The organism is Actinomadura decatromicini (assembly GCF_008121305.1).
GTDB lineage: Bacteria > Actinomycetota > Actinomycetes > Streptosporangiales > Streptosporangiaceae > Spirillospora > Spirillospora syzygii.
Genome location: NZ_VSRQ01000010.1, coordinates 130,187 through 143,345 on the forward strand (window position 1 = coordinate 130,187; position 13,159 = coordinate 143,345).

General features: G+C 68.9%; 14 protein-coding genes. 9 read left to right on the plus strand and 5 right to left on the minus strand.

Translation table 11 applies throughout. The features are described 5' to 3' along the window. Positions 1–166 precede the first annotated feature (166 nt). Positions 167–1,468, plus strand: a complete 1,302-nt coding sequence (locus FXF68_RS36740; protein WP_148767445.1) for a hypothetical protein — start codon at positions 167–169, stop codon at positions 1,466–1,468. Here FXF68_RS36740 and FXF68_RS36745 read toward each other — a convergent pair. From FXF68_RS36745 to FXF68_RS36760, 4 genes are all read right to left on the minus strand, one after another. Then, positions 1,356–1,937 (minus strand): hypothetical protein, encoded by a 582-nt coding sequence (locus FXF68_RS36745; protein ID WP_148767446.1) that lies wholly within the window; start codon positions 1,935–1,937, stop codon positions 1,356–1,358. The two genes, FXF68_RS36740 and FXF68_RS36745, sit on opposite strands and share 113 nt — an antisense overlap. Continuing rightward, on the minus strand, positions 1,934–2,533 hold the full coding sequence (locus FXF68_RS36750; RefSeq protein WP_148767447.1) for a hypothetical protein: 600 nt from the start codon (positions 2,531–2,533) through the stop codon (positions 1,934–1,936). The genes FXF68_RS36745 and FXF68_RS36750 overlap by 4 nt, the downstream gene beginning before the upstream one ends. After that, positions 2,530–3,255, minus strand: coding sequence for a hypothetical protein (locus FXF68_RS36755; protein WP_148767448.1), 726 nt, complete (start codon positions 3,253–3,255; stop codon positions 2,530–2,532). Before FXF68_RS36755 ends, FXF68_RS36750 begins: the two co-directional genes overlap by 4 nt. 192 nt (positions 3,256–3,447) lie before the next feature. Beyond that, positions 3,448–4,764, minus strand: a complete 1,317-nt coding sequence (locus FXF68_RS36760; RefSeq protein ID WP_246179139.1) for a S8 family serine peptidase — start codon at positions 4,762–4,764, stop codon at positions 3,448–3,450. 293 nt (positions 4,765–5,057) lie between these two features. On the opposite strand from FXF68_RS36760, the gene FXF68_RS36765 reads away from it, so the two are divergent. From FXF68_RS36765 to FXF68_RS36800, 8 genes are all read left to right on the plus strand, one after another. Next, the gene (locus FXF68_RS36765) at positions 5,058–5,360 is read left to right on the plus strand and encodes a hypothetical protein (protein ID WP_148767449.1); all 303 of its coding nucleotides are present in this window, start codon (positions 5,058–5,060) and stop codon (positions 5,358–5,360) included. A gap of 16 nt (positions 5,361–5,376) precedes the next feature. After that, positions 5,377–6,651, plus strand: a complete 1,275-nt coding sequence (locus FXF68_RS36770; RefSeq protein WP_148767450.1) for a hypothetical protein — start codon at positions 5,377–5,379, stop codon at positions 6,649–6,651. 134 nt (positions 6,652–6,785) lie between these two features. Next, positions 6,786–7,088 (plus strand): hypothetical protein, encoded by a 303-nt coding sequence (locus FXF68_RS42835; RefSeq protein WP_067900048.1) that lies wholly within the window; start codon positions 6,786–6,788, stop codon positions 7,086–7,088. A gap of 49 nt (positions 7,089–7,137) precedes the next feature. After that, positions 7,138–8,565: a WXG100 family type VII secretion target gene (locus FXF68_RS36780; protein WP_187438300.1), complete on the plus strand. Its 1,428-nt coding sequence runs from the start codon at positions 7,138–7,140 to the stop codon at positions 8,563–8,565. Continuing rightward, positions 8,565–9,440: a hypothetical protein gene (locus tag FXF68_RS36785; protein WP_187438301.1), complete on the plus strand. Its 876-nt coding sequence runs from the start codon at positions 8,565–8,567 to the stop codon at positions 9,438–9,440. The genes FXF68_RS36780 and FXF68_RS36785 overlap by 1 nt, the downstream gene beginning before the upstream one ends. Positions 9,441–9,736: 296 nt before the next feature. Further along, positions 9,737–10,036 (plus strand): hypothetical protein, encoded by a 300-nt coding sequence (locus FXF68_RS36790; RefSeq protein ID WP_187438302.1) that lies wholly within the window; start codon positions 9,737–9,739, stop codon positions 10,034–10,036. Positions 10,037–10,202: 166 nt separating this feature from the next. Beyond that, the gene (locus FXF68_RS36795; RefSeq protein ID WP_148767455.1) at positions 10,203–11,354 is read left to right on the plus strand and encodes a hypothetical protein; all 1,152 of its coding nucleotides are present in this window, start codon (positions 10,203–10,205) and stop codon (positions 11,352–11,354) included. Positions 11,355–11,386: 32 nt separating this feature from the next. Then, positions 11,387–12,610: a hypothetical protein gene (locus FXF68_RS36800; RefSeq protein ID WP_148767456.1), complete on the plus strand. Its 1,224-nt coding sequence runs from the start codon at positions 11,387–11,389 to the stop codon at positions 12,608–12,610. Between the two features lie 57 nt (positions 12,611–12,667). Here FXF68_RS36800 and FXF68_RS36805 read toward each other — a convergent pair whose 3' ends face one another. Next, positions 12,668–13,147: a YbaB/EbfC family nucleoid-associated protein gene (locus FXF68_RS36805; RefSeq protein WP_148767457.1), complete on the minus strand. Its 480-nt coding sequence runs from the start codon at positions 13,145–13,147 to the stop codon at positions 12,668–12,670. Between the last annotated feature and the right edge of the window lie 12 nt (positions 13,148–13,159).

Genomic DNA, 13,159 nt, shown 5'->3' on the forward strand with positions numbered 1-13,159 from the left:
GCCGAGAAGCGTAGCCGGACCCCGTCGCCCGCCCCGTGCGGACGGCGGGGTCCGCTCTGTGTCGGCATGTTCGGCTCTGTGTCAGCATGTTGGGCTCTGTGTCGGCATGTTCGGCTGGGCGGCGGCGCCCTCGGATCGGCGGTCGGCCCCGATACGATCGGGCGCGATGTTCGGAATGTCCGCGCGGTCGCCGCTGATCCTTCCGTGGGCGACGCTGAAGCTCGCGGGACGGTTCGTCCTGCCGCTCGCCCTCTGGTTCACGGTCGGCGAGCTGCTCCGCTACGGCGTGATGTACGCGGGCTACGAGCTCGGCACGAAGAAGGGCGCGATCGGCACCGTCGCGCCCATCACGACGATCGGGCTGCTGGTCGTCATCACGCTGACCGTCGCCGTGCTGATGGTGCACAGCGTCCGCGAGGGCCTCGACGTGGTCCACGCCCGCGAGGCGGACGGCGACCTGACGCCCTGGGCGGTCGGCAACGAGGAGTCGGTGATCGGCGCGACCGGCCGCGCCGCCCTCCCGTTCGTCGTCTTCTACCTGGCCTGGGGCCTCCAGGGCGAGGACGCCCGCGAGTTCGCGAACATGGCGTCGAGCCGCGGCTTCGCCGAGAACGGCATCCAGGGGCAGATCGACGGCCTCGGCATGCTGCTCTCGCTGGAGAAGCACGTCGGCCTCGCGATCGGCCTCACCGCCGGGCTGTTCGTCATCAAGGTCGCGGCGGAATGGCGGCTGGAGGAGCGGCTGCCCCGCGCGATCGGCGCGCTCATCGCGTTCCTCGAGGTCAACTTCGCGCTTTTCGGCATCTTCACGATCGACCACCTGCGCGGCGAGGGCGTCGACTGGCTGACCGCCCGCCAGGCGTGGACGTGGGTGACCGACACCGCCGGGCCCGTCCTCGACCTGTGGCCGCCGTTCAAGGACGCGGTGCTCGGCGCGCTGATCTGGCTGGTGATCGCCGGGGTGATCCTCGGCCTGGACGCGGGCGACGAGCAGGTCGTCCTCGGCCGCGGCCGGGCCGGACGGCGGCTGGCCCAGGCGGGCGGCGTCGGCCGGACGAACAGCGTCCGCGAGCTGCTCACCCGCGGTTTCCGCGAGATGTGGCTGCCCGCCTGGTACGGGCTGCGGCTCGTCCGCCGGTCGGGGATGATGCCGTTCGCCACGTTCTGCGCGCTGTTCGCCGGGCTGGACGTCGCGGAGGACGCGTCCCGCCGCGCCGTCTACGAGCTGATCGGGCCGCACGAGGTGACCTGGTGGATCCAGGCGCTGCCGTTCGTCGGATACGGGACGGAACTCGTCTTCGAGATCCTGCGGATCTGCCTGCTCGCCGCCGCGTTCAACCTCGTGATGGCGCGGGTCAGCGCTCGAACCGCAGCGAAACCAGTGGTGCCCCCTGCTTCCGCTCCGGTTTCGGCGCCCGGACCTGCAACTCCAGTGAATCAGCCTTGGTCCGGGGCACCGTCCCCCTGACCGTGACGCGAATTGGAACGCCCGGGCGCGGTGCGCCGTCCTTCACGCCTAGGGCCGACCATTCGTGCCCGTCGTCGTCGAGGAACCGGTAAGTGAGGCCGTAGGAGTCGACCGATTTCGCGCTGGCCGCGTCTCCGGGGCGGACGGCGACGGCTATTCGCAACTCGACCACGTCGTTGCCGCTGCCGCCTGTCAGCGGGCGGGCCGTCTGGCGTCCCATGACCTTCCATTGCGCGCCGGCGAGTTCGCCGATCTGCCCTTCCCGGACGCTCGTCACCTTCTCCGGCGGCTTGAGGTTCTTCTGGACGTTGTTCCTCTCGTCCCTCCATTGGATGACGAGAATGGCGGACACGGCGCAGACGAGCGCGATCGCCTGGAGAATCCGCCGGTCGAGCGGGCGCAGCCGGCCCGCCTCCTCCTCCGCCTCCGGCCGGACGATCGGCTGGGGCCGGGTCTCCGCCGCCGTCATGGCGAGCCCTTCTCGACGTCGTACCGTTCGGCCGCCGCGCGGACCAGTTCAGCCGCCCTGCCTGCGGTGATGCCGAGGTCGATGTCGGCTGCGGCGGACAGTTGCGGCAGCAGGCCGCCCGTCCCCACGACCAGATGCGCGCCTTGGAGGCGGTTCTTCGGAAGCTCGAACACGAACGCCGTGGCCGTCCAGATCATCGGCTGGAACGTCGGCTGCGAATTGGACGCGGAGCCGGTGCGCGGGTCCTGCCGGTACGTGTATCCGCCGGTCTCCAGTTCCGCCGTCCGCAGTTCGAGGGGCTCGCGTTCGCTCTTCGCCTTCGCCCGGACGATGAGGTAGACGCCGTCCGTCCCGATCGCGGGCGGGTTGCCGAGACTCAATCCGGGCGCGAGCGATTTCGCCGCGTCCACCCTCTCGATCCGGACGGTGAAATCGCGGTTGTGCACGTCCTCGCCGATCCGGCCGCCGTTCCGGATCGGCTCCAGCGCCTCCGCCTTGACCTCCGGGCGGACGGAATGCAGCCACATCGCGGCGGCGAGCAGCGCCGTCCCGCCGATCCCCGCGCCGCAGTTCAGCAGCGCTTTCCGCGCGTTCACCGCCGACTCCCGGTCGGCCGCGGCGTCCGCGCGACGGAGGGCCGGACGGCGGGCGTCCGGGTGGCGGACGGCCGGGGTATGGGCGTCCAGGTCGCGGGCGGCTGGGGGAGGGCGGCGACGTCGAGGGTGAGGCGGCCGACGAGCGTCTCGTCCTCGCGGTCGACCGTCCAGTTGAAGGTGCTGTCGGTGAACCCGTGGCCGTACTTCCATTCGCGCAGGCCGACGGTCAGCTTGCGCGGCGCGTCCGCCGGGCCCATCTTCCACATCGCCGACGCCTCGACCGGCAGCCCCGGCTGGACGACGTCGGTCTTCGACCCGGCGGCCACGCCCTCGATCCGCTCGGGCCGCAGCCATTTCCCGGCCCTGGTCAGCGCGGACACGCCGTCCGACAGCCCGCCCAGCCCGAGCGGCTCGGTCTCCTCGCCTTTGTTGACGACCCTCATCCGGACGATGAGAAAGCGCTCCTTGGCGCTCCCGAACGTGGCCGTCGCGAGCCCTATCCGCGCGTCGCGGACCGTGACGTCGAACAACCCGAGGTCGAGTGGACGCCCCGGCCGCTTCACCGGCTCCTTCGGCGTCTCCTTGAACCCGCCCGTCACCCACAGCACCGGCACGAGGACCGCCACCGCGCACCCCACGGCAAGCGGCACCGCCCAGCGCTTGATCCCCCTCCCGCCGGGCGGCGGGGGAGACGGCGGGGGGACGGGTCCGTACGACTGCACCCGCCCGATGGTAATGGCCACATTCCCGCCACGCCGGAAACGTCCCCATGCCGAACGCCGAACCACACAGCGAACCCGTCAGCACGCCGGAGAACGGACCGGCTGACGGGCGCGCGCTGATTGCGCTGGAGCACGACGCCCTAACCCGGCGTCCCCGTCCGGCGCCGTAGTCCGGTGCCTTAGCCCGGCGTCCTAGTCGTCTGGTCGGTCGGCGGAGACCCGGACGTAGCCGGGGCGCCAGCCGCGCCGCCTGCCGAGGGGGATCAGCATCCCGGCCGCCACGACCAGCGCCGCCGCGCCGAGGGCGCCGCCCGTGATGCCGAGCGCCACCTTGCGCGTCGTCGGGTCGGTCCGGTCGGCCATCGCGATCCGCACGGGCTGCGCGGCGCCCGGCCGCCCGGCGGCGCCGACGTTCACCGCGGTCAGCGCCTCGACCGGGTTGATCATGCCGTGTCCGCTGCCGGCGCCCTTGCTGCCGTCCGCCGTCCCCTCGATCCGCTGCTTGACCTCTGCGGGCGTGATGTTCGGATACGCCTGCTTGATCAGTGCGGCGAGCCCGGCCACGAACGGGGTCGCGAAGCTCGTGCCCTGTTCGGCGACCGCGTAGGTGCCGTCCGGGGCCGTGGTGACGATGTCCTTGCCCGGGGCGATGACCGAGACCGGGGTCGCCGGGTTGGAGAACGTCGTGACCTGGCCGTCGTGCCCGACGGCGCCCACCGAGATCACGCCCTGGTACGCGCCCGGGTACATGAGGCCCGGCACGGTGCCCTTCTTCGGGTCGATGTTCCCGGCAGCCGCCACCACGACGGCGCCCTTCGCGATCGCGTTCTCGACGGACGCGCGCAGCCGCGGGTCGTCGCCGAGCGACTGGGTCGAGACGTTGATGACGTCCGCGCCGAGCCGCACCGCCGCGTCGATGCCCTTCGCGGCGAGCCCGCTGTCGACGCCGCTCGACTTGCCCGCGAACTTGATCGGGATGATCTTCGCGTCCGGCGCGACGCCGTAGAACGGGGTGACGCCCTGCTTCGCGGCGATGATCCCGGCGACCCAGGTGCCGTGGCCGATGCAGTCGTCCGGGCCGGTGCCGGAGACGTCGGCGCCCTTGAGCACCTGCCCGGCGAGCTGCGGGTTCGCCGCGGACACGCCGCTGTCGACGACCGCGACCTTCACGCCGCGCCCGGTGGCGTGCTCGTGCGCGGCGCCGAAGTTGAGGATCTGCTGCGCCCAGGGCGGCCCGTTCTCGTTGATCTGCTGGGCGGTCATGACGCCCCGCGGCGCGGCGCACCCCTGCGGCGCCCGCTGCGCCGTCCGCGCCGGCGTCGTCCGCGCGGTCGGCGTCGCGCGCGCGGTCGGCGTGGTCCGCGCGGCGGGTTTCGTCGGCGTGGCCGGTGTCGTGGGCGCGGCCGGCGCCGCCGGTGCGAGGGGGGCCGCCTGGGCGACGGGCGCCGTGAGGAGGGCCGCCGTGGGCGCGAGGCATCCGGCCAGGACGGCGATGGCGGTCCATCGCATGGGGGAGCTCCTTTCGCCGGACATGACTTTAGAGGACGTCCCCGACAACACGCCGCCCGGAGAGGCGAGGCGACATGGTGACTTCGTCCGATGGACGTGGACAGATGACCATGATGACCTATCCTTCGGTACCGACGGGGATACGGTCTGCTATTCCGGGACGTCCCGCCGGGCGGAATTCCACCGGCGGACGGACCGATCGCGAACAATCCGTGTGTCGGACGACATCCAACACGTCCAAGGGGCGCCCTCGCCGGAGGGGCGCCGGGCGGAACGAGGCGAAGGGCGGCGGCGTGGGCGGCGAACTCAAGGTCAACCCAGCGCGGATCGACCAGCACGGCAAGGAGATCACCAGCGAGATCCGCCCCGCCCTGGAGAAGGCGCGGAAGACCCTCAACGACAACGGGACGATCGAGGGCGGCGACTTCAGCATCGCCGGCACGATGGCGTCCATGGCCTATCCGATGGGTCTCCAGTTCGTCTACGAGGACCTGAACACCCATCTGGAGATGCTCGACGGATTCTCCAAGAACCTGGCCACCGCAGCGAAGAACTACGGCGGCGCGGAAACGTCCAGCACGATCAAGTACGTCTGAGCGAGGGGACGCGGCGATGGGCGCCTTCAATTCCTACGACACACTCATGGGCACCGCCGACATGGAGGTCGGCGTCGCGCAGTTCATCCTGCCTCCGGCCGTGATGATCGGGTTCCAGTTCAAGCTGGCGAAGGGCAACCCGACGAACCTGGAGAAGGCGAGCCAGTCGTGGGACGAGGCCGCGAAGGCCATCGAGCAGACGAAGACGCTGATGCAGCAGCGCCTGTCCGCCATCTCCGCGGAGGACTGGACGGCCGACGACCGTCCGGCCTATGAGAAGAAGGTCCAGGAGTTCATCTCCCAGCTCGACGTCCTGCACATCTACTGCCAGGCGGTCAGCATCGCGCTGATCGCGTTCGCGTGGGTCCTGATGGTCTACGCGATCTTCGCGATCGGGATGGGCACGTTCCTCGCCGCGCTCGCCGCCGTCGCCGCCGCGGCGCTCGCCGGGATCATCACCGCGGAGATCACCGCGACCTGCGAGGCGATCGCCGCGACCTGCCTGACCATCACGATCGTCGCGACCGGCGTGCTCGCCGCGGCGGCGCAGATGGCGGCCATGGTGTTCCAGGGCGGGTCGATGATCGCCGCGGCCGCCGAGGCGTTCAAGGGCAACGACAAGGCGCTGTCGGACTTCATGACGGCGCAGGCCACCGGCTCCGCCGCCGCCCTCGCGAACCTCGGCCAGAACGCCGTCAACGCCGGCCTCGCCTTCGCCGGTTCGCGCGGCCCCGGCACCAAGGGCTCGCCGATCTCCAACGTCGACCTCGACGCCGACCGCAACGCGAACCACACGTGGAACGTCGGCGGCGGCGTGACCGCGAAGACGCCCGGCGGCTACGAGGTCACGGGCGGCGGCCACGTCAAGTACGGCGACCACGGGTTCGCGGGCGGCGACATGTCCGGCGGCGTCAAGACGCCGGTGGGCCTCGGCGTCAACGGCAACGTCGAGTACACCGACGAGGACGGCGTCGGCCGGGGCGACCACGGCAGCGTCAAGTACGGCGCCGGAGCCGAGTACTCGACGCCGGGCTCGGTGAAGTCGGGCAACCAGGAGGTGCCGATCCCCACCGCCGGGGGCAAGGTCGGCATCGAGGGCGAGCACAACTTCGAGACGGGCCAGGGCAAGGTGTCGAGTTCCGGCAGCGCCACGGTCAACGGCGGCGACGTCGTGAAGGGCACCTCGGGCATCAACTACGACGGCAAGGGGCACACGTCCACGTCCGGCTCGGTCGACACCCCCGGCGGGACGAAGAAGTACGGCGACGAGACCCCGCCCTGGGACAAGTGACCCTTTCCTGAGGGCTCCTGAGGGCTCCTGAGAGCGGTCGCTCTCCTTCGGAGGACGACTCCCGAAGATCGTCCGTGCCCTAGTATGTCCCGGACCAGCGAGCACGACGCAGCCCCCCGATACGAGAGGCACCCGTGGCTCCCACCAAGTCGGCCGACCCGCAGCGCATCGCCCTGCACGGCAAGGACATCACCGACGTCGTCGTCCCCCGTCTCACCAACGCCGGAAACGCGCTCAACAGCGACGGCACGTACAACCTGGAGGGCGGCGACTTCAGCATCGCCTGCACCGGCGCCTCCACCGCCTACCCGATCGCGATCCAGTTCGCCTTCGAGGACACCAAGCTCCTGATCGACACCGCCCAGGACTTCGCGAAGAAGATCGGCGCGGCGGCGGAGAACTACGCCAAGGCGGAGCAGTCCAGCACCCTGGTCTGAGCCTTTCCGGAATCCCCGACGAGAGCGACGCGACGAGGAGCGGACGGACATGACCCAGCACGGAGGCGGCCCCGGCGGCGGCGGTGGCACCGACGGCAGCACGGGCGGCGGCGGGAGCACCAGCGGAGGCGGCAGCACGGGCGGCGGGAGCACATCGTCCGGCGGCGGCGGGAGCACAGGGTCCGGCGGCGGAGGGCGGACGGCGCCGTCCACCCCCGGGAGCCAGGCGCGCGGCAAGGGCATGGGCGCGGGCGGCGCCGCGGCCGGCGGCGCGCTGATCGCGGCCGCGACCGGCGGCTCCGCGACGGCCGTCGCCGAACCCCTGATGGACGCGGCGATCGCCATGGTCAGCGCCGCCGTCCTGCTGCCCCCGGCGCTCATGATCTCCTTCGAGTTCCGGCTGGCGAAGGGCAAGCCGCAGAGCCTGGAGAAGGCCGCGGCGCAGTGGAGCAAGGCGGCGGAGGAGATCCAGCAGGCGGCGAACGACCTGCAGAGCCTGGCCAAGGGCGTCCCCGAGCAGGCGTGGAACATGGACGACCGCCAGGGCTACGAGGGCAAGGTCGACGAGTTCCGGGCCCAGGTCGACGCGCTCAGCACCTACCTCCAGGCGGTCTCGATCGCGCTGACCGTCCTCGCCTACGCGCTGCTCGCCTACGCGATCTTCGCCATGGGCATGGCGGTGTACATCGACGTCCTCCTCGCGCTGGCGGTGGCCGCGCTGGCGAGCATCGTCGGCGCCCCCTCCTACGCCGCGATCCTCTCGGCCGCCGCGACCGGCCTGACCGTCACGCACGTCGCGACCGCGATCCTCGCCTCCGCCGGGACGATGGCGGGCGCCGTGATGGGCGGCGGCGCCGGGCTCACCGCCGCCTACCAGGCCGGACACGGCAACGACGGCGCGGGCGCCGCGTTCAAGGAGGCCGTGGTCAACGGCTCCGCGGGTGCCGCCGCGAACCTGCTGCAGAACGCCGCGAACGCCGGACTGTCGTGGGTCAACCGCTCGGACGGAACCACGATCAACGGCGGCCTCCCCGGCGGCAAGTCCGCGGGCGGCAAGGGCTTCCCGATCAGCGAGATCGACCTCGACGCCGACCGCAACATCAACGAGACGTGGACCTACGGCGGCGGAGTCAAGGTCAACACTCCCGCCGGCGAGACCGAGATCGCCGGAAACATCAAGAAGAACGAAGAGGGCTGGGCGGGCGGCGAGGTCGGCGTCAACCAGAAGATGAACGACCCCACCGGCACCTACAACGGCACCGTCGGTGGCAAAGTCACCTGGGACGAGAACGAGAACGTCGGCGGCGGCTTCAAAGGCGGCGTAGGCGACAACAAGAGCGGCAGCAAGGCCGAATACGAAGGCGGCTGGGACGGCAAGGGCGACTACACGGACAAGTACAACGTGAACAGCCCGGTCTTCAACCGCGAGGGCTCCTTCGACCAACCGAAGGACGAGACGCCCCCCTGGGACAAATGATGACCGCGGCCCTTTTCACCAGCACCGCCCTCCGCCTGAACCCTTCCGACCTCTACGAGTTCCAGGACGCCGAAACAGGAGCAACACAGGCCCGGCTGATCGAGGCGGCCCGCGTCCGCTCCCCACGCGGCACTTTCCTGACTCCCGACCAGGTCCAAACACCGCGCCTGACGTTCGCCCTGCGGGCCCCCGACGGCTCGACACTGATGTACGCCGACCGAGCCGAGCACCTGAAACTCAACCCGGTCGCCCCGCAAATGGCGTTCATCGGACCTGACGGCACGGTTCTCGGCAGGGTGGAATACGACAGCCATTCCACGTTCCAAGGCGGCGGCCGCATCCTGGGAACGACCGAACAGGGCCTGAACCTGAGCCCCGCCGCCCGCCTCCTGGACGCGAACGCGCAACCTCTGGCAGACCTGGTATTCGAGCAGCCGCCGAACCTGGACCGCCCGACCCTGCCCGACGGACGCGACGCCCGCACCGTCCGCTGGATCGCCCCCAACGGCGCCCACCTGGCCGAACGCCGCAACGGTGACCTCCACATCGACAACCGCGTAACGGGAGTCTGGCGCGCCCTGATAATAGGCTCCTACCTGGCCGCCGCCTTCGAATTCCACCTCCCCATAGCCAACGGCGACCCCACCGAAACACCCCCCGAGATCTACCCCGGCTTCACAAACGTCCACACGGCCTACGACGACTTCCAACACGGTTTCGTAGAGGAATACAGCACCCCAACCCGCACCCGAGCATCCTCTGCCGTATTCCGCCCAGGCGTCCAAAGAGCCCACCTAGAACACCTCTACAAACTAATCTTCCCAGTAGCCGTAGCAATAGCAGCAATAGTCCTAATAATCCGCTTCATCACCTGAGGCTCCGGTACATCCGGGCGTGACACGCCAGCCCCTGTGTTGATCATCTTGATTGCGGACACTCTACTTCCGCTGCAGGCGCCCTGTAAGCCAGCGCAAAAACCCTGCTCCGACGCCTGACCACTTCCGCGGTACCCTCAACGCGCTAGTAACGGATCGTCCATAACGAGCAGCCAGTGGATCGCACGTTGCGCTCCGTATCCGAATCGCTGGACCATGGCGTCGTATTCCCTCTAGGCTGGTCAAGCCTTGTCAAAGATCAGTCAAAAGCAGGCCATGGGAGGGAATGTCCGGAAATGGGTGACGTGCGTGTTGACCCGGACGGAATCAGAATTCACGGCAGGATGGTCGAGGACCGTGTCGTGACCCTCCTCGACGCCGCCAAGAAAAAGCTCGGGGAGGACGGGGTCGCCAATCTCGAAGGGGGCGACTTCAGCATCACCCTCGCCGGTGCCGCGATGGGCTACCCGATCGCCGCCCAGTTCGGGTTCGAGGACGTCAGCGCCCTGAAGAAGGAAGCCGACGACATGGCCAAGAAGCTCGGCGCGACAGCCCTGAACTGGCACCGGGCCGAACAGTCGAACACCGCCAAGTAGGCAAGTCCACGAACTGGAAGGCGGAAGAGCCGTGGGACAGGGCAGAGCAGGCGGCGGCAGGGCCCCGAGCGGAGCCGTCGGCGGAACGGCGGCCGGCGGGGCCGCCTCGGGAAGTCTCCTCGGAGGAGCACTCGGAGGAGTGTCAGGCGGCGGAGTTCAGGCGGGAATGCTGGGCAGTGCCGAGACCCTGATGTCGTTGGCGACCGACATGACCGCGGGGGCCTTGATTTTGGCACCCGCCCTCATGATCTCTTTCGAGTTCAAGCTGTGCTCGGGGAAGCCGCAGAACATCATGAAGGCGGCCTACGGCTGGGACAACGCCGCCGACCTTCTGCAGAAGGCGGCCACCGAACTGCGGGAGTTGGTGGCCGCACTGCCCCGGCAGACTTGGTCGGCGCAGGACCGCGAACGGTATGAGAGCACGGTTCAGCAATACACACTGCAACTCGACTACCTGCACGACTACTGCATGTCCGTGAGTATTTCGCTCACCGTTCTCGCGTGGGCGCTGTTCGGTTACGCGCTCTTCGCGATCGGCATGGCGACCTGGCTCGACGCGCTGGCGCTGGCGGCGCTGGACCCGTTGCTCACGGTGGAGTGCGAAGCCGCCGCTGCCACTGCCCTTCAGATCACGACCATCGCCACCGCGTCGCTGGGCGCGGCGGGCGCAATGGCCGGTGCGGCCCTCACCGCAGGCGCCAATCTAGTCGCCGACAACCAGAGCGAGCACGGCAACCAGTACGCCAGAGCCGCCTTCGATGAGGCGTTCAAGAACGGTGGCAAGACCGCGCTGACGAACCTGGCGCAGGACGGGGTCAACGCTGGCCTGGCCTACATAACCAGGGCGGACGGAACAAGTCAGGAGAGGCCCTTCCCCCTAAAAGGGGTCGACTTCGACGCGGACCGGGACGGCGAAGGAATCTGGAGCATCGGGGGTGGAGCTCAAATTGAGACTGGCCCGGTTGACACCGAGTTGAACGGCCACGCCAACGTGGATCACGGCCACGTGACGGGCGGAGATGCGGAAGTCAAAGGGAAGCACGAGTTCGTTAACACCCCGCATGCCATTGCGGGTGGCGGCAAGCTCGAATGGGGGAAGCCGGGTGGTAACGACGGGATCGTCCCCGACAGCTTCACTGGAAGCGGCGGGTATGAGAACACCGATACAGGAGCACAGGCTGGTGCTGAAGGCGGTTACAAGGAGGGCAACTGGGAGGGCAAGGTGCAAGGTGCTTCGAGTCAAGGCACCGCTGAACTGAGCGGGTCGACGAAGCAACCGGACAAGAAACCTGACGAGACGCCGCCTTGGGATCGGTAATGGGGAGCCGGACAGCGGGGCAGGCGGAGCCGGTGCGGCCCAAGCCTTATGTGTGGCGAAGGCCCGATCCGCGCGGCTGGCTTCTCGCACCTGTCGGCTGGATCATTCTCGGCGCGGCACTACTGCTCAGCATCAGCGACTCGCCGTCCGTTCCGACTGAAGTGCGGGTGGTGATTGGCTTCGCGGGGCTGGCCGTCCTGGTCTTCTCGGGTCTGTGGATCTCGGGTAGCCACCAGGCGTGGTCGCCATTTCTGACAATGGGCGGGGCGTTCGCCGTTTGCCTCGGAGTCTTGGATCATGATCCGCCGGGTGCTCGCATCGTATGTGCGCTGATCGGGCTAGCGATCCCCGGAGTTGCCCATCTGTCCGGTCGCGTGTATCAGAACTGTCTGCCGCACTTGTACGGCGAGCCGCGCATCGTTCGACCGTCACCGAGAGCGAAGCCCGATTACGGGAGTTGGTTGGTTTCCACGGCCTCCGAGCTGCATCATGCGCCGATAGTGGTGCTCAACCGGCGGAGTAAGCAAACGGCCTTCGAACTCACCGACCATCGGGGGCAGGTGCTCGCCCGCGTCCGGGAGATTCCCCACCCCCGCGCTGACGACGGTATGCGCGCCGCCTTTGACTTCCGGAACATGGCGGCACCGAGATATGTGATCGAGGTTGCCGCGTTGGACGGCAGGCCGCTGTTCTTTATCGACGGCTCCGAAATACAGATCGACACGGCTGTTCCCAACGGTGCTGGATTCCATCGCGCGTTCGCGGTTGTGCGTCCGGACGGACGGGAGATCGCCTGCTGCGGTGGCCTCCTCTTCGATCGTGTCTACGCCGATGTCATGCGGGATGTCGGCTTCAAACTCGACGGACTGCTGTACGAGTGGGGCCAATCCATGATCGTCGAGGCTGGGAACGGTACCGTCCCTTGCAGTTGGGCGACCAACAGAAGCAAAGTCCGGTGGCGGAGGACCTTCCATTTCACGCTTCTCGATGCGGACGCTGCGACCTTCGCCCAACTCGACTTCATGACCGATATCAAGGTGCGCCATATGATCCGTTTCCGGGAGCAGATCCCGGACAACATGCGGATGCTTGGTATTGCCACCCTGGTCGTTCTGGGAAGTGAGCGGCGGAAAGAGGTGCTGCCTCCTGATCCGGCGGCACCCGAGCCGTACCCCGGGTTCGGAGATGTGCACCAGGCCCACTACCGGAGGTTGCGGGGTTTTATGGATGGGCTTGTTGCTGAGTGTCGGCGGTAGTGGGAAAGGGGTGGCCCCGGAGCGATTGCATCGTTCCGGGGCCGGTGTTTGGGAGGGTTAGCGGGGGCCGGGGGAACCGGGGCCCTTGTAGTTCTCCATTGCCTGTTGGGCGCGTTGTTGTTGGACGCCCAGTTCGCGGGCCAGGTCTCGGAGCTGGCCTGCGAAGCCGTTGGCGATCTTGTCGAGGGAGGCCAGGGCCTTGGCGGGGTCCATGGTCTTCTGCGGGTCGTCCGGGAGGTCGAACATCGAGGAGCTGGCCTCGCGGACCTTCGTCTGGAAGTCCTGCGCGGCGGCGTTCACCGCGGTGCGGATCGCGTCGCTGAGTTCCACGGCGGGGAGGCGCAGCGCGCGGGGGTCGAGGTCCAGTTTGGTGAGGCCGCCCTCCGACCTGTACTCGGCCACGATCCGGCCGTCGGCCGCCTCGCCCCGGCCGACGGCGGCCTTGATGGACTCCTGCATCTTCGTCAGGTCGCCCATCTGCTGCTGCATGTCGCGCTGGTAGCGCTCGAAGTCCGGCCCGAGGCTGAACTCGGCCATAAGGGGGTGCTC

What these genes read in the sequence shown, in the direction of transcription:
- FXF68_RS36740 (WP_148767445.1), top strand. Translation starts at nt 167, where the DNA reads ATGTTCGGAATGTCCGCGCGGTCGCCGCTGATCCTTCCGTGGGCGACG.
- FXF68_RS36780 (WP_187438300.1), top strand. Translation starts at nt 7,138, where the DNA reads ATGACCCAGCACGGAGGCGGCCCCGGCGGCGGCGGTGGCACCGACGGC.
- FXF68_RS36770 (WP_148767450.1), top strand. Translation starts at nt 5,377, where the DNA reads ATGGGCGCCTTCAATTCCTACGACACACTCATGGGCACCGCCGACATG.
- FXF68_RS36805 (WP_148767457.1), bottom strand. Translation starts at nt 13,147, where the DNA reads ATGGCCGAGTTCAGCCTCGGGCCGGACTTCGAGCGCTACCAGCGCGAC.
- FXF68_RS36785 (WP_187438301.1), top strand. Translation starts at nt 8,565, where the DNA reads ATGACCGCGGCCCTTTTCACCAGCACCGCCCTCCGCCTGAACCCTTCC.
- FXF68_RS36795 (WP_148767455.1), top strand. Translation starts at nt 10,203, where the DNA reads ATGCTGGGCAGTGCCGAGACCCTGATGTCGTTGGCGACCGACATGACC.
- FXF68_RS36745 (WP_148767446.1), bottom strand. Translation starts at nt 1,937, where the DNA reads ATGACGGCGGCGGAGACCCGGCCCCAGCCGATCGTCCGGCCGGAGGCG.
- FXF68_RS36760 (WP_246179139.1), bottom strand. Translation starts at nt 4,764, where the DNA reads ATGCGATGGACCGCCATCGCCGTCCTGGCCGGATGCCTCGCGCCCACG.
- FXF68_RS36790 (WP_187438302.1), top strand. Translation starts at nt 9,737, where the DNA reads ATGGGTGACGTGCGTGTTGACCCGGACGGAATCAGAATTCACGGCAGG.